The organism is Sporolactobacillus sp. STSJ-5, from assembly GCF_024385605.1.
GTDB lineage: Bacteria > Bacillota > Bacilli > Bacillales > Sporolactobacillaceae > Sporolactobacillus.
In genome coordinates this window covers 41,726-67,838 of record NZ_JANFOJ010000012.1, presented here as the reverse complement: position 1 = coordinate 67,838, position 26,113 = coordinate 41,726, and the positions used below count along the sequence as shown (strand labels likewise).

General features: G+C 43.1%; 25 protein-coding genes and 3 tRNA genes. 6 read left to right on the top strand and 22 right to left on the bottom strand.

The window, feature by feature from the left end; genetic code table 11:
• Window positions 1-6: 6 nt before the first annotated feature.
• The 12 genes from NOM01_RS11985 to NOM01_RS11930 all read right to left on the bottom strand — a co-directional run bounded on the left by NOM01_RS11985 (window position 7) and on the right by NOM01_RS11930 (window position 12,016).
• A complete protein-coding gene (locus NOM01_RS11985; RefSeq protein ID WP_255748713.1) occupies window positions 7-825 on the bottom strand; it encodes a two-component system regulatory protein YycI in 819 nt (272 codons plus the stop codon).
• On the bottom strand, window positions 822-2,138 hold the full coding sequence (locus tag NOM01_RS11980; RefSeq protein WP_255748712.1) for a YycH family regulatory protein: 1,317 nt from the start codon (window positions 2,136-2,138) through the stop codon (window positions 822-824). Before NOM01_RS11980 ends, NOM01_RS11985 begins: the two co-directional genes overlap by 4 nt.
• Before the next feature lies 1 nt (window position 2,139).
• Window positions 2,140-3,954: a cell wall metabolism sensor histidine kinase WalK gene (gene walK, locus NOM01_RS11975; RefSeq protein ID WP_255748711.1), complete on the bottom strand. Its 1,815-nt coding sequence runs from the start codon at window positions 3,952-3,954 to the stop codon at window positions 2,140-2,142.
• Entirely contained in the window at window positions 3,947-4,666 is a 720-nt protein-coding gene (gene yycF / locus NOM01_RS11970; protein WP_255748710.1) for a response regulator YycF, read from the bottom strand. The genes walK and yycF overlap by 8 nt, the downstream gene beginning before the upstream one ends.
• Before the next feature lie 328 nt (window positions 4,667-4,994).
• Window positions 4,995-5,067: transfer RNA gene (locus NOM01_RS11965), tRNA-Phe, on the bottom strand.
• 7 nt (window positions 5,068-5,074) lie between these two features.
• A tRNA-Asp gene (locus tag NOM01_RS11960) sits at window positions 5,075-5,150 on the bottom strand.
• A gap of 3 nt (window positions 5,151-5,153) precedes the next feature.
• A tRNA-Met gene (locus tag NOM01_RS11955) sits at window positions 5,154-5,230 on the bottom strand.
• A gap of 225 nt (window positions 5,231-5,455) precedes the next feature.
• On the bottom strand, window positions 5,456-6,742 hold the full coding sequence (locus NOM01_RS11950) for an adenylosuccinate synthase (RefSeq protein WP_255748709.1): 1,287 nt from the start codon (window positions 6,740-6,742) through the stop codon (window positions 5,456-5,458).
• A 150-nt stretch (window positions 6,743-6,892) separates the two neighbouring features.
• A complete protein-coding gene (gene dnaB / locus NOM01_RS11945; protein ID WP_255748708.1) occupies window positions 6,893-8,263 on the bottom strand; it encodes a replicative DNA helicase in 1,371 nt (456 codons plus the stop codon).
• 235 nt (window positions 8,264-8,498) lie between these two features.
• The gene (gene rplI / locus NOM01_RS11940; protein WP_255748707.1) at window positions 8,499-8,942 is read right to left on the bottom strand and encodes a 50S ribosomal protein L9; all 444 of its coding nucleotides are present in this window, start codon (window positions 8,940-8,942) and stop codon (window positions 8,499-8,501) included.
• A complete protein-coding gene (locus NOM01_RS11935) occupies window positions 8,943-10,922 on the bottom strand; it encodes a DHH family phosphoesterase (protein ID WP_255748706.1) in 1,980 nt (659 codons plus the stop codon).
• 146 nt (window positions 10,923-11,068) lie between these two features.
• Window positions 11,069-12,016, bottom strand: coding sequence for a YybS family protein (locus NOM01_RS11930; RefSeq protein ID WP_255748705.1), 948 nt, complete (start codon window positions 12,014-12,016; stop codon window positions 11,069-11,071).
• Window positions 12,017-12,490: 474 nt separating this feature from the next.
• Between NOM01_RS11930 and NOM01_RS11925 the strand changes: the two genes are divergently transcribed.
• The 5 genes from NOM01_RS11925 (at window position 12,491) to NOM01_RS11905 (ending at window position 16,276) form a co-directional block, all read left to right on the top strand.
• A complete protein-coding gene (locus NOM01_RS11925) occupies window positions 12,491-13,426 on the top strand; it encodes a cation diffusion facilitator family transporter (RefSeq protein ID WP_255748704.1) in 936 nt (311 codons plus the stop codon).
• 117 nt (window positions 13,427-13,543) lie between these two features.
• Window positions 13,544-14,020, top strand: a complete 477-nt coding sequence (locus tag NOM01_RS11920; protein WP_255748703.1) for a chemotaxis protein CheW — start codon at window positions 13,544-13,546, stop codon at window positions 14,018-14,020.
• Between the two features lie 53 nt (window positions 14,021-14,073).
• The gene (locus NOM01_RS11915) at window positions 14,074-14,733 is read left to right on the top strand and encodes an HD domain-containing protein (protein WP_255748702.1); all 660 of its coding nucleotides are present in this window, start codon (window positions 14,074-14,076) and stop codon (window positions 14,731-14,733) included.
• A gap of 110 nt (window positions 14,734-14,843) precedes the next feature.
• Window positions 14,844-15,401: a DUF420 domain-containing protein gene (locus NOM01_RS11910; RefSeq protein ID WP_255748740.1), complete on the top strand. Its 558-nt coding sequence runs from the start codon at window positions 14,844-14,846 to the stop codon at window positions 15,399-15,401.
• A 185-nt stretch (window positions 15,402-15,586) separates the two neighbouring features.
• Window positions 15,587-16,276: a glutamine amidotransferase-related protein gene (locus NOM01_RS11905; RefSeq protein ID WP_255748701.1), complete on the top strand. Its 690-nt coding sequence runs from the start codon at window positions 15,587-15,589 to the stop codon at window positions 16,274-16,276.
• Window positions 16,277-16,404: 128 nt separating this feature from the next.
• Here the strand turns inward: NOM01_RS11905 and rpsR are convergent, their stop codons facing one another.
• The 6 genes from rpsR to NOM01_RS11875 form a co-directional block, all read right to left on the bottom strand.
• Window positions 16,405-16,635, bottom strand: coding sequence for a 30S ribosomal protein S18 (gene rpsR / locus NOM01_RS11900; RefSeq protein WP_255748700.1), 231 nt, complete (start codon window positions 16,633-16,635; stop codon window positions 16,405-16,407).
• A 37-nt stretch (window positions 16,636-16,672) separates the two neighbouring features.
• Window positions 16,673-17,197 (bottom strand): single-stranded DNA-binding protein, encoded by a 525-nt coding sequence (gene ssb, locus NOM01_RS11895; RefSeq protein WP_255748699.1) that lies wholly within the window; start codon window positions 17,195-17,197, stop codon window positions 16,673-16,675.
• Between the two features lie 31 nt (window positions 17,198-17,228).
• A complete protein-coding gene (rpsF, locus tag NOM01_RS11890; protein ID WP_255748698.1) occupies window positions 17,229-17,534 on the bottom strand; it encodes a 30S ribosomal protein S6 in 306 nt (101 codons plus the stop codon).
• Between the two features lie 122 nt (window positions 17,535-17,656).
• On the bottom strand, window positions 17,657-18,757 hold the full coding sequence (ychF, locus tag NOM01_RS11885; protein ID WP_255748697.1) for a redox-regulated ATPase YchF: 1,101 nt from the start codon (window positions 18,755-18,757) through the stop codon (window positions 17,657-17,659).
• Between the two features lie 81 nt (window positions 18,758-18,838).
• The gene (locus NOM01_RS11880; RefSeq protein WP_255748696.1) at window positions 18,839-19,045 is read right to left on the bottom strand and encodes a DUF951 domain-containing protein; all 207 of its coding nucleotides are present in this window, start codon (window positions 19,043-19,045) and stop codon (window positions 18,839-18,841) included.
• Window positions 19,046-19,132: 87 nt separating this feature from the next.
• Entirely contained in the window at window positions 19,133-20,515 is a 1,383-nt protein-coding gene (locus NOM01_RS11875; RefSeq protein ID WP_255748739.1) for a glycine--tRNA ligase, read from the bottom strand.
• A 506-nt stretch (window positions 20,516-21,021) separates the two neighbouring features.
• On the opposite strand from NOM01_RS11875, the gene yyaC reads away from it, so the two are divergent.
• Window positions 21,022-21,627 carry a spore protease YyaC gene (yyaC, locus tag NOM01_RS11870; RefSeq protein WP_255748695.1) on the top strand — a complete coding sequence of 202 codons (606 nt, stop codon included), beginning with the start codon at window positions 21,022-21,024 and terminating at the stop codon, window positions 21,625-21,627.
• Window positions 21,628-21,903: 276 nt separating this feature from the next.
• On the opposite strand, the gene NOM01_RS11865 is transcribed toward yyaC, so the two are convergent.
• The 4 genes from NOM01_RS11865 to rsmG form a co-directional block, all read right to left on the bottom strand.
• Window positions 21,904-22,764 carry a ParB/RepB/Spo0J family partition protein gene (locus tag NOM01_RS11865; RefSeq protein ID WP_255748694.1) on the bottom strand — a complete coding sequence of 287 codons (861 nt, stop codon included), beginning with the start codon at window positions 22,762-22,764 and terminating at the stop codon, window positions 21,904-21,906.
• Window positions 22,757-23,518: a ParA family protein gene (locus NOM01_RS11860; protein ID WP_255748692.1), complete on the bottom strand. Its 762-nt coding sequence runs from the start codon at window positions 23,516-23,518 to the stop codon at window positions 22,757-22,759. Before NOM01_RS11860 ends, NOM01_RS11865 begins: the two co-directional genes overlap by 8 nt.
• A gap of 926 nt (window positions 23,519-24,444) precedes the next feature.
• On the bottom strand, window positions 24,445-25,317 hold the full coding sequence (noc, locus tag NOM01_RS11855; protein ID WP_255748691.1) for a nucleoid occlusion protein: 873 nt from the start codon (window positions 25,315-25,317) through the stop codon (window positions 24,445-24,447).
• A gap of 84 nt (window positions 25,318-25,401) precedes the next feature.
• Window positions 25,402-26,109 (bottom strand): 16S rRNA (guanine(527)-N(7))-methyltransferase RsmG, encoded by a 708-nt coding sequence (gene rsmG / locus NOM01_RS11850; protein WP_255748690.1) that lies wholly within the window; start codon window positions 26,107-26,109, stop codon window positions 25,402-25,404.
• Window positions 26,110-26,113: the final 4 nt, after the last annotated feature.

Genomic DNA, 26,113 nt, shown 5'->3' with positions numbered 1-26,113 from the left:
CGACCTTTAATTGACTGATTGTACGTTGCCAGAGACCGCGTTAACAAAGTAATCACTTGTATGACCGTTCGTACGAATCGTAATATGCCATGCCGGAACGAAGATGAGCGGGTCAGCGCTGCCATCACCTACCGTATTTAGGTAGCATAGTTCAATTGCTTTAATGTGCAAGGTACTATAGCCCACTAGATCGGTTCGATCTGCCAAATACTTAATAGCTTGTTCAGCATTAATCAGATCCACTTGGTTATTCTGATTCGAGCTTAGTTTAAAATAGTTTTGATGAAAGCCTGTCACCTGATCACCTTGAACGGTAAAATCAAGCATCTGCACTCGATTTCGAGTGCTGACATACACTGGCCGGTTACGGTAAGTCTGGACAAATTTCACAGTGCTTTTATCGGCCCCAAGCTCCCAGAATTTATAATCCTGCCCCTGATAAACCATGCTGAGCAGCGTGTTTTGTATATCTTCATTCTTCTTAACATTGCCAAGCACTTTAGGAGTCGAAAAGAGCCCCGTCAATTGCCGACCATCCTCTTCCAAAGTGATTTTTTGCTTTTCGGCATCCTCTTTACGATCCGTTAACTGAACAAGCGCATCTTTCTGTTGATTAAAATCAATTCTTGTTCCACGAAGGAACGTGACATCTTTAGGCAGTGATGGAATCACGGTTTCTGCTTTGTAATTATTGTATTTCGAACCGCTGTCTGAGACGTCTTCAACACTCTCATCCTGCTGTCTCATGTACATCTCAAAGACGAGAAAGACGTCGAGAAGAAGAAAACAAATAATGAAAATTGATTTTGTTCTGCTCCAATTCATGACGGATCCTCCTTCCCGTTAATACCATGGGCAGGCAGAAGCGCATCGGTCACTGAATACCAGCGGCCGCCGATTTTATAAAACCAATCCGGCGTTGCCACTATGGATTGGTCTGAACCTGTGTCCGGATTTTTCAATTCATAGCCAATAGCCAGATCTTCAATAGACTTTACATGTACATTGGCTTGGCTCAATTGATTAAGTATATCTTTACCTGAGTCAAGTGTCATGCTTCCCTGACTGTCAACAGGATTCAAATCAAGAAGCGTGCCTTTATAGTTGCTTAATTCACCGCTTCGCCAAGTAAGCTCAATCATACTCAAATACCAATTGGGGTACTCCGTATTGAATACCATATAGTCGCCTATGGTCATACGAAAGCTGACTGTTCCATCCCCGCGAAAATTTTTCAATGTAACACCTTGGTAAATATAATCATCAGTCCATAATTTAACGCTGTTCACCCAGTCAAAGCTGCCGATAATCGGATCCTGTTTTTGTTCCGATGTACTCGTAATTCCCGGATTCACAAACTGGATAATATTATTCGTGCGTTCTATTTGCCGCTCGCTGTCCGTGTATTCTGTTTTTCCTTTTGCAGCAAATACGTTATCGGGATCGGTAAAAAAAATCGGTATGAATTTTTCTAAGGAAAGTCGTTCATAATAGCTGACTTCTGAATCTACTGCTGTCTTTTCCTGGGGTAAATAGACGACCTTTCCTTTCAAAGCCGTACGCTCATAAGGGCGAAGATCCACATCAGCAAATAAAGCTTTCAAACTGTTAATATTCAAATGATCAACCGTTGTATAGAATTTACTTTTTTCATCTTGAGAAGAGAAAATTGCCGTAACATTTTGTCCGTTCGAGGAACTGAATACGTCAACACGATCTACAAGCACATGATTTGTACTCTGTGACTTATCATTGTCAAATTGAAACACTTTGCTCAACGCATCAAATGTAAGCGGCGCCGGAAAAACAAGCTTATAATGAGTGCTATCACTACCGTTGTCATTGTCGGAGTCATCACTTGATAGGTCACTAAAAACGCACTGGCGAAGCAGCGTGTACACCTTTTGTATCTGACTGCTGCTGGTTTGACCAAACTCACCATTCTTATTGCGTTCCAGCATCAAATTAGGGCGAATCACTTCAGGTATTTTTTGCGCCTTTGCGATGGCGACCTGTTTCGTTGAATTCGGATTATAATTCCGGAAATCAGATTTATAGAAAAGTATATTGAAGGTCATTGCGACGCTCGCAAGTACGAGCACACCCAACAATACGGATTTGAATACTTCACGATGCATCTTAGAGTTCCCTTCTATCCAGCGGGAGTACAAAATGAATGGTTGTGCCTCGGTTCCAGTCACTTTCCGCCCAGATTTCTCCGCCCAGCGCCTCAATCATTTCCTTGGCGATGGCGAGTCCCAGTCCTGTACCGCCTAATTTACGTGAACGCGCACGATCAACACGATAGAATCGGTTAAAAATCTTCGGCAGATTTTCCTTCGGAATACCGACCCCCTGATCACTAATCATTGTTCGGATATTTCGTCCTCTGCGTGTGATGCGGATCGTAATAATACCGCCCTCAGGAGAATATTTAATCGCGTTGGAAATAATATTATCGATCACCTGCGTCAGTTTGTCGCGATCGACCTGAACAAAGAACGACCCTTTCGGAAAATGGCGGACAAACTCAATATTTTGTTTTTTGGACATTTCAAATCGATCAACAATACTGCCACAGAATTCTATATAGTTCGTTCGTTCAAGACGAAGATTATGGTTTTTGGAATCCAGTCTGGAAAGTTGGAGCAGGTCGTTGACCAAGCGGATCATACGCTCCGTTTCACGCTGGGTCACGCCAAGGAACTTCGTTGCGAGTGCTGCGTCTTCAACCGCTCCGTCCTGCAGCGCTTCCAAGTAACTTTTCATTGTGGTCAGCGGTGTACGCAGTTCATGCGAGACATTGGCCACAAATTCGCGCCGTTCCATATCTACTTGCTCTTGTTCCGTTACGTCATGAATCACCGCGATTAACCCATTGGCAAGCCCGTTGTCCTTTTTAACAACTGAGAAGTTCGCACGCAACAGGATTGTTTCATCGTCTGTGCTGAAATCAAGCACAATGGAATCATTTAACTCATAGAGATCCATGATTTTGTGCTCTTTGCGAATCTTGAGCAAATCTAAAATCGAATTGCCGGTCACATCGTGGCGATAAACATTGAGCAGCTGCTCAGCGCGGTTGTTCATCAAGATAACGTTCCCTTTGCGATCAGTCGCAATGACCCCGTCGGTCATATAGGTAAGGACCGACTTCAATTTGCGCCGCTCTGATTCTGTTGTCGCATTCGCTTCACGCAACTTCATTGTCATGTTATTAAACGAAGTGGCGAGCTGACCAATCTCATCCGGCTCACTCATTTTCACCTTTCTCGTAAAATTCCCTTGTGACACGGCAAGTACTTGACGCTGCATTTGTACAAGCGGACGTGTTATGGTGCGTGCGAGAAAAAAGCCTAAAATCGCTGTGACCAATAATGCGAAGATGGTCGCCGATGCAAGAATCTGATTGACTTGCTGCAGCTGACTATAGACACTTTCAAAGCTTTTCTCGACATAAAGCGTACCATAATGCATGCTGTCTACTTGAATCGGTGTGGTCACAACATCGACGCGTTCACCATTCTTATTGTCAGTAGTTCGGTATTTATTGGTTACCTTTGATGACAGATTCTGAATGACCAGCCTGTTGGTTGTTCGTTTTCCTACGGTACTCTGATGCTTCTCATCTGCAGCAATAATAACCATGTTTGGATCGATGACTTGAATCTCTCTAATATTACTATCAAGCTCCAGCAATTGGTTCTGAATCTGATCCGTCACATGATTCGAATCATCGGCATTCGTTTCCTTTGCTTCACGTATGGCTTCGCCGACATTCCATGCAATTAACTGGCTCTGACTTTCAAGCGACTTCTCAAAGCTGTCAAGAGTTATCGTTTTGACGCGATCTGTAAAATACACACCGATCAGTTGCATGGCAAGCAGAATAAGAAGTACATAGATTAAAACGACTTTAAATTGAATCGATTTAAAGAAACCGACCTTATTCATCACTAGACTCCTGATTTGGTTCTTTCAAATAGTAACCGACACCGCGCCGTGTTATAATCCATGCCGGCCTACTTGGATTGTCCTCAATTTTCTCGCGCAGCCGTCGCACCGTAACGTCCACGGTACGCACATCGCCAAAATAGTCATAGCCCCACACCGTCTGCAGCAAATTCTCTCGAGTCATTACTTGTCCGATATGATCGGCAAGATAATGAAGGAGCTCAAATTCACGATGCGTCAATTCAACCATTTTCCCTCGTTTTGTAACCACATAAGCATCGAGATGGATCACGAGGTCACCGATTTCGATATTATTCTCTTGTTTTTTCTCTTCTTCCGCACCTTCTTGCCTGTGTCGCCTCAAATTGGCCTTAACTCTTGCGATCAATTCACGGTTGCTGAACGGTTTTGTGACATAGTCATCAGCGCCCATTTCAAGACCAAGTACCTTATCAATTTCCGAATCTTTAGCTGTCAACATGATAATCGGCATATTATGCGTTTTTCGTACTTCACGGCATACTTCCATACCGTCTTTGATTGGCAGCATCACATCAAGCAGAATCATATCCGGATTTTCTTCTTCAACCTTTTGAAGTGCTTCCTCACCGTCATAAGCGCATATAACTTCATAGCCCTCTTTTTCCAAATTAAACTGTACTATATCCGCAATCGGCTGTTCATCATCGACAACTAGAATTTTATTTTCCAATTCGTGCAGCCCCCTTGTTGAATTCTTGTGATTTATTTCCCATGCAATATTTTCTTTGTCCCACTATCTAATCGTTCGATCAGTATCAGAGTAATGGCGAGCTGCGTTTGCAATTTATGATCCATACTCTACTCTCTGAATGGAACCACTTTGTTCCGAATTAACCCTCGTTTATCGATCAGATTGTTTCCTGTTTATTTTAACATAATCATGATCTCGATGTCATAATGACAGAAACAGGAAAAAGCCTCTGATTGATCTCAGAGACTTTTCCCACTTAAGTACCATTTCTATTAAGAGCGTTTTATCGCTTATGTTTGGCAAAACATGGCTCGAGGCGGAATCGAACCACCGACACGAGGATTTTCAGTCCTCTGCTCTACCGACTGAGCTACCGAGCCATAATAATGGCGGATCCGAGCGGATTTGAACCGCCGATCTCCTGCGTGACAGGCAGGCATGTTAACCCCTACACCACGGATCCATTTGGTTGCGGGGGCAGGATTTGAACCTACGACCTTCGGGTTATGAGCCCGACGAGCTACCAGACTGCTCCACCCCGCGATATTATTAAAAAGAAAAGCATGTCTTTTTGCGGCACAAGAAATATTTTACCATGGTCGCTTTATTAACGCAAGTTTTTTTTGAAATTGATTCTTTGAACCTCGAGGACAGGCCGGGAATCTCGAACCTGATAAGCAGCTTTCTGCTTTGAAAAATAATATTAAAAATGCCACAGCCTCTTTAAGGATGGCCATGACATCAACTTTTATTCCATTAATTTTTAGATTAGCGGAAGGGATTGCGCACTTCAATGGTTTGCGTACGGTCCGGACCGACAGAGAACAGTGACAGACCAACCTGAGTTAACTGTGCAATCCGTTCAATATAGTGACGAGCATTTGGAGGAAGATCAGAAAGCGATTTTGCTCCGGTAATATCTTCTTTCCAACCAGGCATTTCTTCGTAAATCGGTTCGCATTCAGCAAGAACATTTAAACTGGCCGGGAATTCTTCAATCAGTTTTCCCTTATATTTATAAGCTTTGCAAATTTTTACCGTTTCGAGTCCGGTGAGGACGTCCACACAATTCAGCGAGAGATCCGTCAGACCGCTGACACGGCGCGAATGACGAACGACTACGCTGTCAAACCAGCCGACACGGCGTGCACGTCCGGTTACTGTTCCATATTCATGACCGACTTCACGAATCTGATCACCAATTGCATCGGTAAGTTCTGTTGGAAACGGACCGTCCCCGACACGAGTTGTGTATGCTTTCGCACAACCGACAACGTGATTAATTTTTGATGGACCAACACCAGCGCCAATCGTGACGCCACCGGCTACCGGATTGGAGGAGGTGACGAATGGATACGTGCCTTGATCAATATCCAGCATGCATCCTTGTGCGCCTTCAAACAGGACGCGTTTACCGGCATCAAGTGCATCGTTCAAAACGACAGAAGTATCGCACACGAGAGGTCTCAAGCGTTCTCCGTATCCAATGTATTCATCATAAATATCATCAATATTGAAGCCTTCGGTATCATAGAACTTCTCAAGAAGTCGATTTTTCTCTCTTAGATTTTTCGCCAACTTCGCTCGGAAGGTCTCCGGCTCCAGAAGATCAGCCATCCGGATGCCGACACGCGCCGCTTTATCCATATAAGCAGGACCAATGCCCTTCTGCGTTGTACCGATCTTGGACGCACCCTTGTTTTCTTCTTCAAGCATATCCAGCTTCAAGTGATAAGGGAGGATCACATGGGCACGGTTGCTGATACGCAAATTATCCGTGCTCACACCGCTCTCCTTCATGTAGTCCAATTCTCTGCACAGGGACTTAGGATTGACAACCATTCCGTTCCCAAGAACACAGATCTTTTCTTTATAAAGAATTCCTGATGGCATTAATCGTAATTTGTACGTCTTGCCGTTCCAGACGATTGTATGCCCGGCATTATCTCCGCCTTGATAGCGTGAAACTACTTCCGAGTTCTCAGAAAGGTAGTCGGTAATCTTTCCTTTCCCTTCATCGCCCCACTGTGCGCCAACAACAACAACAGAAGACATTCACTTAGCCCCCAACTTCTACAAAATAATATTTTAGTTCACTAAAGCCACTATTAAGTCTAACAGGAATTAGTTTTAAAAGTCAATGAGGAGACGAACATTTCGAGCTCCGTTTTATTAATTGTTCGGATTAGAACATGTAGAAAACCATTATGCGCCTCTTGGTATATCATCATCACTGTGTTTCCGATCAATATTGACGAATTTACTGTATTCTTTAACAAAAGCCAGTTCGACGGTACCTACCGGACCATTACGCTGCTTAGCAATAATGATTTCTATTATGTTCTGCTTTTCGCTTTCTTTATTGTAGTAATCATCACGATATAGGAACGCAACAACATCAGCATCCTGTTCAATACTTCCGGATTCGCGGATATCGCTCATCATCGGACGTTTATCTTGACGCGCTTCCACACCACGCGACAGCTGCGAGAGCGCAATAACCGGTACATCCAGTTCTCTTGCCATTGCTTTTAGTGTTCGCGAAATTTCGGATACTTCTTGCTGACGATTCTCTTGTCTTTGACCGCCGCCGGAACCCATGATCAGCTGCAGGTAGTCAATCATCACCATATCCAGACCTTTTTCCTGCTTCAGTCTTCGGCATTTGGAACGGATATCGTTGACACGAATACCCGGAGAATCGTCAATGTAAATACCCGCACGTGACAGGCTGCCCATTGCATACGTCAGCTTTTGCCAATCTTCATCCTCCAAGCTGCCTGTTCGCAGCTTCTGAGCATTAATATTCCCTTCTGCGCACAACATACGCATTGCCAGTTGTTTTGCTCCCATTTCCAAACTGAAAATCGCGACATTTGCCTCGTTTTTAATGGCAACATTCTGCGCAATATTAAGAGCAAAGGCTGTCTTACCTACAGAGGGACGAGCGGCGACAATAACAAGATCGCTTTTTTGGAAGCCTGCGGTCATCCGGTCAAGTTCAAGAAAGCCGGTTGGTGTGCCGGTGACATCATCCTTGCGTTTTTGCAGCATTTCAATATTGTCATAGGTTTCAATCAGCACATCCTTGATCGATTGAAATTCACCATTCCGCTTTCGCTCAGCTACTTCAAGTATTTTCCGTTCTGCATCATCTAGAATGCCCTCGACACCATCATCACGCGTATAGCCATCGGAAACAATTTGTGTTGCTGTTCGTATCAAACGGCGAAGTGTTGCTTTTTCAGAAACAATGGAGCAGTAATACTCAATGTTGGCAGCTGTCGGTGCAGATCCTGCCAGCTCCGCCAAATAAGATACCCCGCCGATCTCCTCAAGCCGCTTTGAATTCTGAAGTGCATTCGTTACTGTGACCACATCGACCGGTTCGTTCCGTTCTGAAAGATCCAGCATCACCGAGAAAATAAGCTGGTGGCTTGTCCGGTAAAAGTCGTCCGGAACAAGTAGCTCAGAAGCAGTAATCACCGTTGAAGGCTCAAGAAAAATTGCACCGAGCACCGCTTGCTCCGCTTCCATATTGTGCGGGGGAATCCGGTCAGCAAATAAATCGCTCATATCGCCCCTCCTTCTAAAACATTGATATTTTATTGGCCGCTCCGCTTACCGCTTTTTTGATAACAACGGTTAAGAACTTGCTGCATCAAATCGACAAACTTTTCAACAGTTTGAAAGGCGCGAAAATCCCTTTTCACGGATAAGCCAATAAATAATGACAAGCTGCATAATCCTTTAATAAGACCAAACCGTTAAAATCCGCCGAGGTGCGCCGGCACCGGGCGGATAGAATTTTTCATTCTTCTGTTACATGTACTTTAACCTTTGCTGAAACCTGCGGATGCAGCTTCAATGGAACATCTGTATAACCTAAGCTGCGAATCGGTTCCGGTAAATCAATTTTCCGTTTATCAATAGAAATCTTCGCTTTTTTAAGAGATTGCGCGATTTGTTTACTGGTAATTGAGCCAAACAGTCGGCCGCCTTCTCCGGATTTTGCTTTCATCTCGATCGTCATGTTTTCAATTTTTTCTTTCAGCGCGATCGCTTCAAGGCGCTCATTTTCCTCAACTTCTTGGCGCTTCTTCTTTTGCGCTTCCAATTGACTCATGCTGCCCTTATTTGCTTCTACTGCCACTTTCTTTGGCAACAGATAGTTACGGGCATAACCTTCTGATACATCCTTGATTTCCCCTGCTTTTCCTTTTCCCTTTACATCTTTCAGAAAAATAACTTTCATTTAGGATAGACCTCCTTCAAGATACAGATCAATTGCGTGAGTGACACGAGTGGTCGCCTCTTCAATCGTTGTGTCTGCCATCTGTGTCGCAGCATTGTTCAAATGGCCGCCTCCGCCGATACTCTCCATGATTACCTGGACATTCAAATCACCAAGTGAGCGTGCACTGACGCCGATTTGTCCATCGGTTCGTTTGCCAATGACAAACGAGGTACGGATTCCTTCGAGCATCAACATTGTATCGGCCGTTTGTGCAAGAAGTACCTGATCATAGACTTGATCATCTTTACCCACGGCAATTGCAATATTCGTTTTATAGAGCTGTGTTCTGCGAATTAATTCCGCACGCTGATTGAACTGGTCCAAATCATCGCAAAGAAACTTCTGCACTAAGATTGTGTCCGCACCATGCGCACGCAAATACGAAGCGGCATCGAATGTTCGAAAACCTGTTCGAAGTGTAAAATTTTTCGTATCAACAGCAATGCCGCCGAGCATGGCTGTCGCTTCAATCAGATCCAAAGGACGCTCATTGGGCTGATATTCAAGAAGCTCAGTAACCAGTTCGGATGTTGACGAAGCATACGGCTCCATGTAGACAAGTACTGGATCCTTGATAAACTCCTCAGCTCTGCGGTGATGGTCGATAACCACTACACGATGAACGCTGCTGAGCAGCTGTGAGTTAACGACCATCGACGGACGATGCGTATCAACAATGACCATAAGCGTTCGTTTCGTTATTTGGTCAGCTGCCTGATCAGCACTGATGAGATTCGACCATAGATTCTTTTGTTTTTTCAATTCCTCAAGCAGTTTCGAAACACCGGAAACATTATTTGCTTGATCCATAATAATTTTGGCACTCCGCCCATTCGCATGAGCGATCTTTAAGATGCCGATACACGAACCGATTGAATCCAGATCCGGAGCACGGTGACCCATAATCATGACTTGATCGCTTTCCAGCATGAGCTCAGACAATGCATGTGAAATCACACGCGCGCGCACTCTTGTACGTTTTTCCACCGGATTCGATTTACCGCCGTAGAAACGTACATCACCGTCCGGACGTTTAATGACTGCTTGATCACCACCGCGTCCAAGCCCCAGGTCCAAGGCTGACTGAGCATAACTTCCCAAATCCTCAAGCGACACCGTGCCTGCTCCGACACCAATACTCAACGTCAAAGGAATGTGGCTGAGCGGAACCGTAATCTCTCGCACTTTATCCAAAATTAAAAAATGCTGTTCCTCTATAGAGTGAAGCAATCGTTCATTCATGACCGCGAGAAATCGATCTGAAGCCGTACGGCGGAGATAGATACCATGTTCTGATGCCCAGTTCTTAATGATCGTCGTTGTTTCATTATTAATCGTGCTGCGCACCTGATCTTCAAGGCCCTGTGTTACTTCATCATAGTTATCCAGGAAGATGAGTGCGAGAACCGTTTTTTCATTGTAATAGTGTTTCTTAATTTCCAGAATGTCCGTAATATCGGTAAAGTAAAGCAGTTTCTCCTGCCGTTTTAAACGCACGCGGTATTGCCGTTCATTTAACGCAATGATCATTGATTCCTTATCAGACGCGATTAATTTGCTTAGCGGTTCGGCAATTTCATTTAATGGCCGACCAATGGCCGTATTTCCATCCTCTTCAGTAATTTGATTCAAGTACGGGTTGCACCACTGCACACGTTCTCCCCCATCATACAGCAGAATACCAATCGGCATATGAAGCAAAGCTTCATTGCCTACCTTCTTCAACCGGTATGACAAACCCGCTGCATACTGAATCAATTCCTTGTCAAATTGACGCTCATTAATTAAAAACCACAAAACGGACAAGGCAAGAAGCACAAGTCCGGCAATAGCCAACAGCCAATTTAAAAAGGCAATGAATACGAGGAACAGAAGAAACAGCAGACCGATTACGATTAGCAAATCGCTGCGCCAACGATGTTTAAATTGGTTTGCCAAGATTATTCCAGCTCCCACAGGCCGCATTTTCCGTACTCATCGTGCGAGTAACTTCAATTCCCAACACGAATCAATCAGCTTTGAAAGATAAGCCTGACCATTTTATTATTGAGAAAAAAGGCTGTATCTGTTCGTGATTAAACTACTTACAGCTTCTTCTGGCCAATTCTTTTCCGAAGATTGAAACCTAGATCAATTATACCCAATATACATACCAATTGCAGTAACAAGAATCCAAAAATAAGCGTCAACAAAGTCACTGTAATTGGAATTATCAGCGGGAATTTCCGCATATATGTGTAGTAAAAAATAAGACTGAATCCCTGAACAGCAAGCAAAATACGCAGGATAAAGTCGACATTAAGTACAGCTGTATAAATCGGTGCCGTCTGATCTGCACCTCCGAACCATCCGATAAACAATACGGCTAAATAGAGCCAGATAATGCTTCTCGGCACCTGCCACATGCGGAACGGCACCCAATGCGGCGCCTCAACCTTCAGTTTGCGCAAAATCGGCAGACTGATTAATTCAACAACCAAGGCGTAAAAAACTCCTGCAATGATAATGACCAGTGGTGTAAGATGTACAAGCGTACCGCTCAGCAGCTTGTATTGTGTCATCAATTCATCTGTACTCTGATTCAGCATCGGCTTCATTTGCGTTACGGTTTGCTGAAATGAATCATTAAGAGCGGATTGTACCGCTGTTGCCGGATTAAAGCGAAAAGCCAGCACGGACACTGCCAGACAGATAATTAATACCGCAATGTTGGTCAAACTTCCAGCCAACAGAAGTGCGAAAGCGGATTTTTTCAAATAAACCATATAACCAATTACAACTCCGAGTACCATGAAAAAGAGTGGGAGTAACAAATAAAACGAGTGATCCAAGATGACCAGAAACAAAAGTCCAAGCCCAAAAACACCCAAGGCAGGTTTCCAGCCGTCCTTAGCCGCTAGAAACATGAGCGGCAGAGGAATAAGCCATATGGTCAGTAATGACACATAGGGCAAGAAAAAAGTTAAAACAATTAACAAATATAATGAAATCGTTGCAAGCGCTCCGCGAAGCAAAGCGTTCCGATCACTCATAGTGACACCTCTCAGCTTGGGCTGTGCAGAATTATCTAACCTGCATTCCGTATTACAAACATGATGAGCCATTTGCCTAAGATTAAGTGGAATTTTCGCTAATCAAGATTTTACTAGTCCGCTTAAGGAGGCGTTAATTTGCCTCTTTATCACCAACACAACTTGGCAACACCATAATTTTTATTATAATACAAAAGCACTTTTTAATGAAAGAGCGATCTTTTCCTTGCAATTTACATTAGACCTTCTATAATTGATAATGTTATCTTAAAACAAAAAGAAAGCGTTTTATTTAAAAGCTCAACCTCGCTTTCCTTGCTATAATTAGTGACCAATTTTATCAACGAGAGTTGGTACCATCATGAATACATTAACAGTGAACATAAATTTTTTTAAAAAGGCGGTCCGCTTGCGGATTGCCTTTTCTGTTTCCCGACTTGCCTCGGGCAAACAATTTAAGGAGTGTGAATCATTATGACCTATGAAGGACCAAAAGCCCTGCTAACCGCATGGGTCAGTCTCGTAAGCAACCTGCTTCTAACGCTAATAAAAATCATCTTCGGATTGATCTTCCATAGTACAGCTCTTGTGGCTGACGGCGTGCACAATGGAGGCGACGTTATTGCATCCATTGCCACCATCGGTTCTATGAAGTTGTCTAATCACCCGGCCGACCGGGAGCATCCTTACGGACACGGAAAAGCAGAAGACATTTCAACCGCATTCATTTCTATTGTCCTGATCGTTGCCGCATTATTTCTAACGTATGAGGCCGTCAAAGCGTTGTTCGGACCGATATCATCCGTAAGCATCTGGGCATTTGCTGCTGCGCTTTTCTCTGCTTTGGCAAAGTGGATGCTGTATATTTACACAAAAAAGGGAGCTGATCGCTATCACAGCAAGAGTCTGCATGCAACCGCTGCCGATCACTTGGCCGATATCTATGCATCAATTGCTGCAGCACTTGGGCTCGGGATCGGCTGGATCGGGACTGTTTTTGATCTTCCCTACACACATTACGGCGATCCGGTAGCAGGTATCGTTGTATCTATTCTGATTTTAAGAATTGCTATTGTGATGATTATTCAAGCCACCAATGTGCTTATGGAAAGCAGTGTTGATGAAAAAGCACAGGAGAAATATCGTCAAGTTTTCCTTTCATTTCCAGAGGTCAAAGTCATTGATATTTTACGCGCACGCGAACATGGAAATGCAGTGCTCATTGATGCACAAATTCGAATCCCAGGTTCTTATACCATTCAAGAAGGCGACGACCTTACCGAAGCTATTCGTTCAAAAATGATTCGTACTTATCCCGATGTGGAAGAAGTCCTGATCCACATCAATCCCTGGTATAAGGATCAAATATTAGTCGAACCGGATTCCGTGCCTCATTTAGGAAAAAAATGACGCGCACGAACTTTTCGTTTATAGTATTAAGTAATTTCTGATCCTGTTCGAAATAGATACTAGAAGGTTATAATCATTGACCTTGCCTAGACAGAATAATTTAGTGAGGTGATCAATATGGTGATGAGTTCAGAAGACTGTATAGGTATTTCATTATTTGTTGGCGCTCAAGAAATTGGTGTTTTAATTAAAGACATTCAGGAAATCCTTGAGCCAGTCCAGATCCTGCCCGTCCCGGTTACCCATTCTTTTTTTGCAGGACTCATTTCCGTGCGAGGATCAATTATTCCCGTTCTTTCATTAAACCTCGCTTTTCATGCATCAGAGAATCCGTTCTCGAATAAAGATAAAAAATACGTTGTCTGCGTTTCAGGATCGGAGACCGCAGCGCTGAGCATCGATGCGGTCGGCGATACGTTTACTTTCGAACCCGGACAATTGGCCGATGCGACAAAAGATGCGACAAATCCCTACGGTCTGATCACGAAGACTGTTGCATTTCAGGATAAAGAAATGCCGCTGCTCAGCATCAAGGAATTGATACGGTTTACCACCGGTTTGAATGCAAAAGAACGGGAAGTTGTCGGATACTAAGCAGTTAACCAGAGCTTACAAATCAAATAGTTACTAAGCGGGAGGAGACATTTATGGGCATTCATAAATACTTTCAAAGCTTATCTGACCTGGAAGGCATTTACCGCTGTCCAGGCGTTTTTAAATACCAAGAACACTCCGTTGCCAGTCACTCATTTAAAGTAGCCACCATTGTGCAGTTCCTAGCAACAGTTGAAGCCGAGGACGGACAAGATGTGGATTGGAAAACGGTCTATGAAAAGGCAATCAACCATGATTATTCTGAATTGTTTACTGGCGATATTAAAACACCGGTAAAGTATGCATTGCCCAAACTTCGAGAGCTCTTCTCTCAAGTTGAAGGGTCCATGACACAGGAATATCTGGATAAAGAATTTCCCAAGCAATTCCGCCAAGTTTACGAGGCACGATTTAAGGAAGGCAAGGACCGGTCTTTGGAAGGACGAATCCTTGCAGTAGCAGATAAAATAGATTTGCTGTATGAAGCTTATGGAGAAATTCAAAAAGGAAATCCTGAGCCCTTATTTTTCCAAATTTACAAAGAAGCACTCACTTCAATCATTCAGTTCAGCGATATGGCATCGGTTCGTTATTTCATCCATGTAATTCTTAAAGAAATGATTGAAGAAGAAATCACCTCGCACACGCGAATTAAATCAATCACAGAACATTTGCTACGTGCTGACAAAAATGCATCACCATCGGAAGATTAAGGTTTTGCTTCATCTGAACTTTTTCCTTGATTCCTCTTTGCTTCTCTCCTATGATTAAGTAAATGTGTCTGTTTTATGACAAAAGGAGTTGCCTAGCTATGCAGAAATCAATGGAATCGCAGAATAGCAAAGACAAGGCGAAGAGCAACAGACGCTATGTCGTATCAATTCTTGCTTTTTCCGTGGTCGCTGACGTATTAATCCTCTTGCTTTTCTTTGCACCGTTTATCGGATACAAGGGGCACATCGGATTTGATGTCTATCTGCTTCCACGATTTAACGCGATTTTTAACAGTTTTACTTTTATTTTTCTCATCGCTGCACTTGTAGCAATTAAGAATAAGAAGATCAACGTGCATCGTGGGTTCATTCTCGCGGCCTTTACTTCAACATTGCTCTTCTTAGTATCCTATTTATCTTTTCACTATCTTGCGCCGCCTCCTCACTACGGCGCTTCGGGTATCATTCGTCCCATCTATTTTTTCATACTGATTACACATAGCGCGCTGGCTGCATTTGTTGTACCGCTCGCCTTGCTCTCACTCGTGTGGGGTTGGACCATGCAGATCGGGAAGCATAAGCGAATTGTCCGTTGGACGATGCCAATCTGGCTTTATGTAAGCTTAACAGGAGTCATTGTCTATGTGATGATGGCACCATACTATTAATCATCAAGATGAGGATGTCTCAAAGTCAAAACCGGACTTTTGAGACATCCTCTTTTTTTATTAAAAAAAGGGGGCAAAGGTCAACGAATATCACGCATCTTAGCTATAAGGTAGTGAAAAATTGCTATACAACAGGGATACGTTTGTTTATAATAACTTTTTATATTAACGAGGGGGGATTTTATATGTCTGAAAGAATTGGAATCATTGGAGATTTCAATGAAAACTTAAAAAATCACACTGCAATTAATGAAGCTCTGACGGCCAGTAGACAAGAACTATATCCAAATTTGGAGTTTGAATGGTTATCCACTAAAAATCTACATAACAGTGAACTAAGTCTATATAATGGGCTTTGGTTAGCACCCGGCGGACCTTATCAATCAGATGGAAATGTGTTAGCTGCTCTGAAATGGATTAGGGAATCAAAAAACGTGCCCTTCCTCGGAAATTGCAGTGGTTTTCAATATGGGATTATTGAATTCATGAAAAATGTAATAGGATTAATCGATGTAAACACTGAAGAAGTTGATGCCCACGCAGAAAATAAAGTTGTGTCTCAATTATCCTGTTCACTCCATGGAAATATTAGACAATCTGTATTTATAAATGAAGGCACCGAGGCTTATAAACTCTTTCAAAAGAATAAAATTACTGAGACCTACAATTGTAATTATGGATTGAACCTTAACTATCAAAAAATTCTAAACGATAGTGGATTCATTGTCGCGGGTGTCAATGAGGATGGAGAAGCCAGAATTCTTGAGCTGCCTGATCATGATTTTTATTTCTTAACATTATTTCAACCTGCAATGAATACAAGCAAAGAGCAACCGCATCCACTAATTACTCATTTTCTACAAACATGCCTATAAATAATGAACAGATAGGCGACTTTCCAGCTTTCCCTCTTCATATTCATAGGTACAAATTGCGGAACGCAAAAAAGAGGCCGTCTCAGAACTTCATCAAGCTCTTGAGACAGCCTCTTTAGTTTATATCATCATTCCGTAGTGTACGGAAGTAAAGCCATTTGACGTGCGCGTTTGATCGCTCTTGTCAGTTGACGTTGGTATTTCGCGCTTGTTCCGGTTACACGACGAGGCAAAATTTTTCCTCGTTCAGAAATGAATCGTCTGAGCAAATCAACATCCTTATAATCAATGTAAGTAATGTGATTAACGGTAAAGAAACATACCTTACGGCGCTTACCACGTGAGCGGCGTTCTGCCATATTCGGCACCTCCTTAGTTTTCAATTGAATTCAGCAATTAGAACGGCAGATCGTCATCCGATATATCAATCGGCTTACTGTCGCCTGCGAAAGGATCTTCAAAAGAAGGAGCGCCCTGGTTCTGACCTGAGCTGTTATTTTGGTTACTGGACGGTGAAGGCGCATAGCCGCCTCGCTGCTGACTTGAAGATGCTGCCGATGCACCGCTCGGGGCATAATTGCCGCCGTCTGCATGTCTAGTGCTTTTCGGTTCAAGGAACTGCACACTATCAGCTACCACTTCCGTCACATAAACCCGTCGACCTTCGTTATTCTCATAACTGCGTGTCTGAATGCGACCGTCTACGCCTGCCAAACTTCCTTTTTGCAGGAAATTGGCTGCGTTCTCAGCTTGTCTTCTCCAGACAACGACCGGTATAAAATCAGCCTCTCGTTCTCCTTGCTGATTCGAGAACGGGCGATTCACAGCGATCGTGAAGCTAGTCACAGCAACACCATTCGGCGTATACCGCAGTTCCGGATTTTTCGTCAGCCGGCCAACCAGAACAACACGATTGATCATCAGGATCTAACCCCTTTCTTTTTTAAATCAATTATTTCGCTTCTTCAGGTTTGCGTTCGTCTTTAATCGTCATGAAGCGGAGTACATCTTCATTGATTTTGACCAGACGATCAAATTCATTGATGGCTTCGCTGCCGGCGGTTACATACAGAACAACATAGGCACCGGTATTCACGTCATTAATTTCATAGGCTAAACGTCGTTTGCCCATTTCCTTAACTTCGTTGATTTCGGCGCCGTTATCCGTCAGAATGGAAGCCAGTTTTTCCTTAACGGCTTTTTCCTGTTCTTCTTCCAGATCCGGACGGAGAATGTACATAATTTCGTATTTGCGCACAATCATTCACCTCCCCTTGGACTAAGCGGCTCCATTAAAGGAGCAGAGAGCAAGTTTACTCACTCATAGATCAATATGATAGCATAGTTCGCCCGTCGATTCAAGTTATTTTCAAAATTTCGTTATACGTTGAAACGGAAGTTAACGATGTCCCCATCCTGCATCACATAATCTTTTCCTTCAAGACGCAGACGTCCCATTTCTTTTGCTGCAGATTCCGAACCGGCCGCAATAAGATCTTCATAAGAAACAATTTCAGCACGGATAAAACCGCGTTCGAAATCTGAATGAATAATACCCGCTGCCTGCGGTGCCTTCGTTCCTTTTCGGAACGTCCAAGCCCGTACTTCCTTTTCTCCTGCTGTAAAGTACGTTGCGAGGCCAAGCAGATCATAGGCTTTGGCAATTAAGCGATCAAGACCGGAGGAATCCAAACCTAATTCCTCAAGAAATACTTTCTTTTCTTCTCCATCAAGTTCGGCAATTTCAGATTCAATGCGGGCTGAAATGACGACAACCTCTGCCCCATCTTTTTCAGCAAATGCTTTAACCGCCTGTACATATGGGTTTTCATCAGGGGCAGATACATCGTCTTCTGAAGTATTGGCCACATAAAGGACAGGCTTCTTCGTCAGAAAGTTAAAAGCCTTGATTGCTGCTTCCTCATCCTCGGTTAGTGCGACATGCCTTGCCGGTATGCCCGCTTCAAACGCATCTTTTAACTTTTTCAAGGCAGCATACTCAACGATTGATGCCTTATCTTTCTGCTTTGCCAATTTTTCTACACGGTCAATCCGTTTATTCACCTGTTCCATATCTGATAGAACCAGTTCGAGATTAATCGTTTCAATATCATCGATTGGATCAATTTTTCCGGATACATGAGTGATGTTCTTGTCTTCGAAGCAGCGTACAACATGAGAAATCGCATCAACTTGGCGAATATTTGCCAAAAATTGATTACCAAGTCCTTCTCCTTTACTTGCACCTTTAACCAATCCGGCGATATCAGTGAATTCAAATGTCGTCGAGATGGTTTTCTTCGGATGGTACATCTCAGTTAATTGATCAAGTCGTTCATCGGGTACACTAACGATCCCGACATTGGGCTCAATCGTGCAGAATGGATAGTTAGCCATTTCTGCTCCAGCCTGTGTAATTGCGTTAAACAACGTTGATTTGCCGACATTCGGCAAACCGACAATACCTGTAGTCAAGCTCATTTACCTTCAACCCCCTGGGTTTTTCTTACCACTTCAACAAAGATGCCGCTTACCGCAGCCTTATCCCTTTATAGGCGCCCTTTAGGCTTCGGAACCATGCTCAAGAATCTTCTTAACCTTACGTTGAAATTCACTTCTCGGCATCATGACGCTGTGTCCGCAGCCGAGACACTTGATACGAATATCCGCACCCATGCGTATAACTTTCCATTGATTTTCACCGCATGGATGAGACTTTTTCATCTCTACAACATCATTCAGATCGAAACTGATACGAGGATTCGGCATAGTCCTTCCTCCAATATTGGGAAATTTCTTCAATGCTATAAAAAAGGTTACTGGTTTACCATAAATCAAAGAGCACGATCTGTGTCGTTAAAATGCAATCTTTTCTTTAAGAAAGGCTGATAATTCGTCGATTGGCAACCGAACTTGCTCCATCGTATCGCGGTCACGTACGGTTACCTTGCCGTCTTCTTTTGAATCAAAGTCATAAGTGATACAGAACGGCGTACCGATTTCGTCCTGGCGACGGTAACGTTTGCCGATCGAGCCGGTTTCATCATAATCAACCATATAATCTTTTGCCAGTTCCTGATAAACAGCCATCGCTTCTTCGCCTAGTTTCTTAGAAAGCGGCAAAATTGCTGCTTTATATGGTGCCAAAGCCGGATGGAAGTGAAGCACAGTTCGCGTATCCTTTTCACTAATCTTCTCTTCTTCATAAGCTTCGGCCAGAAATGCTAGTGTCACGCGGTCGGCGCCGAGTGACGGCTCAATGACATAAGGAATGTACCGTTCATTATTGTTTTGATCAATATACTGGAGATCCTGACCCGAAACCTCCATATGACGGCGAAGATCATAATCAGTACGTGAGGAAAGACTGGATAATTCGCCCCATCCGAATGGGAACAAGTATTCAATATCCGTTGTCGCGTTGCTGTAGTGCGGTAATTCTTCTTTTTCGTGATCACGCAGACGCAGATTTTCTGCCTTTACATTTAATGATTTCAACCATTCATAGCCAAAAGTTCGCCAGTATTGAAACCATTTTCCATCTTCTCCCGGTTTGCAGAAGAATTCTAGTTCAAGCTGTTCGAATTCTCTTGTTCTGAATGTAAAGTTTCCTGGCGTTATTTCATTTCTAAATGATTTTCCTACCTGGCCGATACCGAATGGTATTTTTTTACGCATCGTCCGCTGCACATTTTTGAAATTGACGAAAATCCCCTGTGCTGTTTCGGGACGAAGAAAAATTTCATCTTTCGCTGTTTCTGTCACGCCCTGATACGTTTTGAACATGAGATTGAACTGGCGAATTGACGTGAAATCATGCTCGCCACATTCCGGGCAAGGAATATGATGCTCCTCGATAAGCTGTTGCATCGTTTCGAAAGTCAGACCATCTACCGGTCCAGGAAGCTCTGCCTGTGGAATATTGCTTTCAATAAGCTTATCTGCACGGAAACGTGATTTGCACTTTTTGCAGTCGATCATTGGATCGTTGAAATTCGTGATATGTCCGGATGCTTCCCATGTTTTCGGATTCATCAGGATGGCAGCATCGAGTCCTACATTATAAGGCGATTCCTGCACAAATTTTTTCCACCATGCTTTTTTGACATTGTTTTTCAATTCAACACCGATTGGACCATAATCCCACGTATTAGCCAATCCGCCGTATATTTCCGATCCTGGGAAGATAATGCCCCTTTGCTTAGCCAAGTTCACAACCTGTTCCATTGTTTTACTCATGTCTTTTGCTCCTTTGACAAAATAAAATAAGCTTCCATCCACTAGGCTCCTGCCTAGGGACGAAAGCTTTTGTTTGCTCACGCGGTTCCACCCTAATTGGTGCGAATACTTCGCACCCGCTCGATCATGCAATGGCTCAAGAACGCCTTCCTCATCTGCCGCAATCAGGCTTGCACTTTTCCTGAATCGCTTAATACGGCTGCAATGAGTACTTCTTTCCTTCATCGCCTTCTTATTACATTGTAAAGCTTGCTTTTCTGATACATAGTATATCCTATTTCTTATGAAAAAGACAGATTTTTAGCATACTCAACAGTAAAATTTATCTTATTATGTGGTCCAGCATATCACTTTTTTTCTGAGTATTTTGCATTTCCGAACAACTGATCAGGCGAATGGAATTGAAATGCAACTTAACGTAAAAACTATCTGCCTTTTCATCCTGTTTTCAGATGTATAAATGTCTTCCCTTTTTCATATACTGTTGATACTTGGGAGGCGAATCTATGAATCTGAAATTCGATCAAGGATCAGGGCAAAAGCTCACAGCGCAAGTTCATTATCAGGATCTAGGCAATCACCATGCGCTTATCCAAGCCATACGTCATTTGTTGCCGGCAATCGGAACGTCGTCAATCGTTATTGTTTGCATCGGCACGGACCGTTCAACAGGCGATGCGCTCGGTCCTCTTGTCGGCTCTTATCTTGAACGACGTCATCTGCCAGATGCCTCTATTTACGGAACCTTGGAAAAACCGGTACACGCTATGAATCTGCAGGAAACACTTGCCCTGATCACAGCCACCCATAAAAATCCATTTATTATTGGTATTGACGCTTGTCTTGGAAAGCAAAAGAACATTGGTAAAATTAACATAGCAGAGGGCCCGGTTCTTCCTGGCGCGGGGGTTAAAAAAGAGCTTGTGCCTGTCGGTGACATGAACATCACCGGTGTTGTCAACATCAGCGGCTTCATGGAATACTCAGTTCTTCAAAATACACGTCTTCATATCGTTATGAGTTTATCTCAAGTAATCGGACAATGCCTTAGTGTCGCTCTCCTTTCAAATAGGAAGGGACGACTATTATCAAAGCTACTTTTAATGGATTAAAACGATGAGAACGTTGAAGAATACGTATACTTGCAAATCGGTTGTGGGAACATAATGTCATCAGATTATAGTAGATAACTGGGGACCATCTCAATTTTACAGATTACCATATTTAAAATAGTGTTTTGTTACAGTTATAGGCAGCTCATGTCATTCCTTATAATGGGCTTATTTGTAAAAATCCCGTACCTCCGTACTTTTAGCTTACTAAAGATGCACCGCTTACTGAAATGAGAATGGAAGTCCACGATAAATAAAAAAAGAAGAAGCGACTGCTCAGAGTCGTCCTTCCATAATATCAATTAAACGATATAAATCCTCTGCAGAATAGTAATCCAGTTCAATTTTACCCTTTCCCTTTTTCAAACTAGGTTTTACTTTTACTGCAGTACCGTATTTTTCTCTTAATCCATAGACCCGATCCTTTAACTCAGCGGGCATTGCCCATTGTTTCTTTTTCGATGTTTCACGTGGAACATGATGGTTGAGCTGCTGGATAAGTGCTTCGAGCTGACGGACATTCATCTGCTCCTTGATGACTTTGTCAACAACCGGCGCCATTTGTTTTTTATCCTTCAAACCAGCAAGCGCACGGCCATGACCCATTGAAAGTTTTCCCTGTTCAATCAATGCTGCAACTGCCGAATCCAGTTGCAACAGTCGTAAATGGTTCGTAATATGAGGTCTGCTTTTCCCAAGTTTTTTTGCCAATTCGTCTTGAGTCAAGTGCAGACCATCCATCAATTTTCTGTAGGCCTCTGCTTCCTCAATCGGATTAAGATTCTCACGCTGCAGATTTTCAATCAACGCGATCTGCATCATTGCTTCATCGGACAGTTCCTTGACCACAACGGGTACAGTCGTCATTTGGGCTTGTTTTGCAGCTCGAAAGCGCCGTTCGCCGACGACAATATCATAGCCTTTTATACTTTTTCGAACAACGAGAGGCTGAATAATCCCATGTTCTTTGATCGAGCTTGCAAGTTCATCCAATGCCTGTTGATCAAACTTTTTCCGTGGCTGATATGGATTCGGACGCAGTTCGTTTAGCTTAACATGCTCCACCGCATTATCTAATTCTTCATTAAACGCCGTGGGAAAGAAAGCATCTAAGCCTTTTCCTAATGCTTTAGGCATTCGTGATCACTTCCTTAGCGAAGTCTAAATACACTTCGGCCCCTTTTGACCTGGAGTCATACATAATAATTGGCTGTCCGTGGCTTGGCGCTTCACTCAATCGTACATTACGTGGAATAATTGTTTTAAACACTCGATCTTGGAAGTATTTTTTTACTTCTTGAATGACTTGCAGTCCAAGATTTGTTCGCGCATCAAGCATTGTCAGCAAAACGCCTTCAATCGCAAGATGATGATTCAAATGCTTCTGGACAAGGCGGACCGTGTTCAATAGCTGACTCAGTCCCTCCAGTGCATAATACTCGCATTGTACCGGAATAATTACGGCATCAGCAGCTGTCAATGCATTAATGGTTAGCAGTCCAAGCGACGGCGGACAATCAATGACTATGTAGTCATATGAGTCCTTCACCTTTTCTATGGCATGCTTTAGGCGAATCTCTCTTGATATTGTTGATACCAATTCAATCTCCGCACCTGCCAGTTGAATAGCCGAAGGAACAACGTCAAGATTTTCAATTGCGGAACTATGGATCACTTTTGAAATTTCAACCTCATCTACGAGAACATCGTATATACATTCATCGACATCGCCTTTGTCTACACCTGAGCCGCTTGTTGCATTTCCTTGAGGATCAATATCAATCATTAATACCTTGCAGCCTAATGTAGCCATGCAGGCACTGAGATTAACCGCTGTCGTTGTTTTGCCGACACCGCCTTTTTGGTTGGCAATTGCCAATGTTTTACTCACACTTCCACCTACTCTCAATCTTCAATCGCTACACTTCATTTTATCATGAATTGATTCAATCAGGGCAGTGTTACACGAATTTAACCATAAGAAACCTCGGTTTGAGCAAGATTTTGACGAAAGAAAGGGGGAAATTTATGCAGCAGCGGCGTTTTTTCTAAAAACAGTGCTAAATTGTGCTAAAGCTCAGTGCATATTTAGTCATCTATACTTGAATTTTCAGCACCTAACAATGAATAATTTTAAATCATTTACACTTACTAAGAAAAACCGGGCAAAAAACGCCCGGTCTTTAATCTCCAGCCATGTGTGATTGGTTTGTGTCTTTACAGTGTTGAATCATCGCTTCGGTTGCTCGCATCAACTGAGCACGACCGCGGGCGCACCGCGAGCCTCCTCAGACAAGCAGAAATCTGCGGGGTCTCGCTGGCACGCTGATCCCGCAGGCGTCTCGCACCTCCGCTTTGATTCTCGGTCAAGACACTGGTTTATTCGTTTAAATATGGGGTAAAATCTTATACTTTCTTTACTTGTAAGAAAAACCGGGCAAAAAACGCTCGGTCCTTACTTTCACAGGACGTGATGGCTTTCGCGTTGCATACAGGACGTATGCGTAGTTAGCGAAAGCTCCTTTACACTTGCGAAAGTTCCCTTTTTTTAGCATTGATTTGTGTCTTTATGGTGCTGAATCATCACTTCGGTTGCTCGCATCAACTGAGCGCGACCGCGGGCGCACCACGAGCCTCCTCAGACAAGCAGAAATTAGCGAGGTTTCGCTGGCACCTGATCCCGCAGGCGTCTCGCACCTCCGCTTTGATTCTCGGTCAAGACACTGGTTTATTCGTTTAAATATGGGGCAAAATCTTATACTTTCTTAATTTGTAAAAAAAGAACCATCATCATTGATGGCCCTCCTTAAATCATCTTTATTTTTTCTTTGGAATACGTATGGTAAATTGATAATAATCGCCCATATCTTGTTCTTGTGTGTCAATATCCAGTCCGGAGTCAGTGACCATATGAACGGATTGTCTAATTGTATTGACTGCAATTCTCGAGTCTCTGCTCAGTGAAAATCGTCTATTCTTTTTTTCATCGTCCGCTTTATTAACAGCACTTTTCTCCAGGTAGTGCTTCACTTTCGCTTCGGTCTGCTTCACGTTTAGCTGCTTTGATATGATCTCATTAAGCATTTTTTCCTGCATACCTGGATCCTTAAGAATAATTAACGCACGTGCATGACGTTCAGAAATCTTCTTTTCGAGTATGGCACTTTGAACAGATGATGGTAATTTCAACAATCGCAGTTTGTTTGCAATTGTTGACTGTCCCCTGCCCAGTTTAGTCGCTAGGCTTTCTTGAGTCAGTCCGTGTATATCAATGAGCCGTGCATAAGCCATTGCCTCTTCAATCGCCGTTAATTCTTCTCTCTGCAAGTTTTCAATTAACGCAATTGAAGCCGATTGATCATCATTTAAAGGTTTAATAATTGCGGGTATTGTTTCCCAACCGAGAGATGAAACAGCCCTCCAACGACGCTCGCCGGCAATAATTTCATATTTATCTCCGGTTGGTCGAAGCACAATCGGTTGAATCACTCCATGTTCTTCAATTGTAGCCGCTAGTTCATGAATTTTTTCTGGATCAAAGACAGAGCGCGGCTGATACTGATTCGGTGTTATTAATGCAACCTTGATCTCCTGGACCCTTGCTTGCTCAAGTTCCTGCTCCGCATCTAAAGCAGCTGCTGTTTCTTCCTGTTCGTTATGATTGAAAATCTTTGAAAAATGATTTTTCATGCTCGCACCACCACCTTAGCTCTCTGACTTTACTATTCTTCTCGCAAACAACAATTCCTGCTGTGAATGTTCCACGTGGAACAATTAAAGTGGACTTTTCATTGGAATACCCGGTTTTCTAGGGTATTTTTTTGCAGTTGGTGAAATTTTATCAATGCGCACCAGTGATCTTTTTCCATTATTTTCTGGAAGATCAAGTGTTACGACACGAATTAATTTTCCACCTAGTTGCTTCATTGCATTCTCCGCCTGTTGAACCTCATCCTCCGCACTGCTTCCTTTAAGCGCAATAAAACTCCCGCCAAGGCAAACCAGCGGCAAGCAGTACTCTGAAAGTACGGACAATTTAGCAACCGCCCGCGCAGTCACGAGGTCAAAACTTTCACGTATGCCCGGCTTCCGCGCAAAATCCTCAGCGCGATCATGGCAAAGTGTTACATAGTCCAATCCAAGTTTGTCAACTACTGCCTGCAGAAAGGTTAATCTTTTTTGCAGCGAATCAACAATGGTCAGCTTAAGCCTAGGAAACAGGATTTTCATAGGAATTCCGGGAAAACCGGCACCGGATCCAACATCGCAGAGCGTTTGCACCTCTTGAATCGAAAAGTAAAAACAAGGGGTCAGTGAGTCGAAAAAATGTTTAATCATAACTTCATTCGGATCCGTTATTGCTGTTAAATTCATTTTCTTATTCCATTCAATCAGCATTTCATAATAGAGTTGAAATTGATCAATTTGCAACTCAGATAATTGAATGTTTTTTTCACTCAACAGTTTTTCTAAACCGTCCATAGCA

Coding starts and splice junctions, on each gene's coding strand:
- NOM01_RS11880 (WP_255748696.1), bottom strand. CDS start 19,045: ATGCCGAATCCTCGTATCAGTTTCGATCTGAATGATGTTGTAGAGATG.
- NOM01_RS11905 (WP_255748701.1), top strand. CDS start 15,587: ATGTCTGAAAGAATTGGAATCATTGGAGATTTCAATGAAAACTTAAAA.
- NOM01_RS11930 (WP_255748705.1), bottom strand. CDS start 12,016: ATGAGTGATCGGAACGCTTTGCTTCGCGGAGCGCTTGCAACGATTTCA.
- ssb (WP_255748699.1), bottom strand. CDS start 17,197: ATGATCAATCGTGTTGTTCTGGTTGGCCGGCTGACGAAAAATCCGGAA.
- NOM01_RS11915 (WP_255748702.1), top strand. CDS start 14,074: ATGGGCATTCATAAATACTTTCAAAGCTTATCTGACCTGGAAGGCATT.
- yyaC (WP_255748695.1), top strand. CDS start 21,022: ATGAATCTGAAATTCGATCAAGGATCAGGGCAAAAGCTCACAGCGCAA.
- ychF (WP_255748697.1), bottom strand. CDS start 18,757: ATGAGCTTGACTACAGGTATTGTCGGTTTGCCGAATGTCGGCAAATCA.
- dnaB (WP_255748708.1), bottom strand. CDS start 8,263: ATGAGCGATTTATTTGCTGACCGGATTCCCCCGCACAATATGGAAGCG.
- NOM01_RS11875 (WP_255748739.1), bottom strand. CDS start 20,515: ATGAGTAAAACAATGGAACAGGTTGTGAACTTGGCTAAGCAAAGGGGC.
- NOM01_RS11865 (WP_255748694.1), bottom strand. CDS start 22,764: ATGCCTAAAGCATTAGGAAAAGGCTTAGATGCTTTCTTTCCCACGGCG.
- NOM01_RS11980 (WP_255748712.1), bottom strand. CDS start 2,138: ATGCATCGTGAAGTATTCAAATCCGTATTGTTGGGTGTGCTCGTACTT.
- NOM01_RS11985 (WP_255748713.1), bottom strand. CDS start 825: ATGAATTGGAGCAGAACAAAATCAATTTTCATTATTTGTTTTCTTCTT.
- walK (WP_255748711.1), bottom strand. CDS start 3,954: ATGAATAAGGTCGGTTTCTTTAAATCGATTCAATTTAAAGTCGTTTTA.
- rsmG (WP_255748690.1), bottom strand. CDS start 26,109: ATGGACGGTTTAGAAAAACTGTTGAGTGAAAAAAACATTCAATTATCT.
- noc (WP_255748691.1), bottom strand. CDS start 25,317: ATGAAAAATCATTTTTCAAAGATTTTCAATCATAACGAACAGGAAGAA.
- NOM01_RS11910 (WP_255748740.1), top strand. CDS start 14,844: ATGGAATCGCAGAATAGCAAAGACAAGGCGAAGAGCAACAGACGCTAT.
- NOM01_RS11920 (WP_255748703.1), top strand. CDS start 13,544: ATGGTGATGAGTTCAGAAGACTGTATAGGTATTTCATTATTTGTTGGC.
- NOM01_RS11925 (WP_255748704.1), top strand. CDS start 12,491: ATGACCTATGAAGGACCAAAAGCCCTGCTAACCGCATGGGTCAGTCTC.
- rpsR (WP_255748700.1), bottom strand. CDS start 16,635: ATGGCAGAACGCCGCTCACGTGGTAAGCGCCGTAAGGTATGTTTCTTT.
- NOM01_RS11950 (WP_255748709.1), bottom strand. CDS start 6,742: ATGTCTTCTGTTGTTGTTGTTGGCGCACAGTGGGGCGATGAAGGGAAA.
- rplI (WP_255748707.1), bottom strand. CDS start 8,942: ATGAAAGTTATTTTTCTGAAAGATGTAAAGGGAAAAGGAAAAGCAGGG.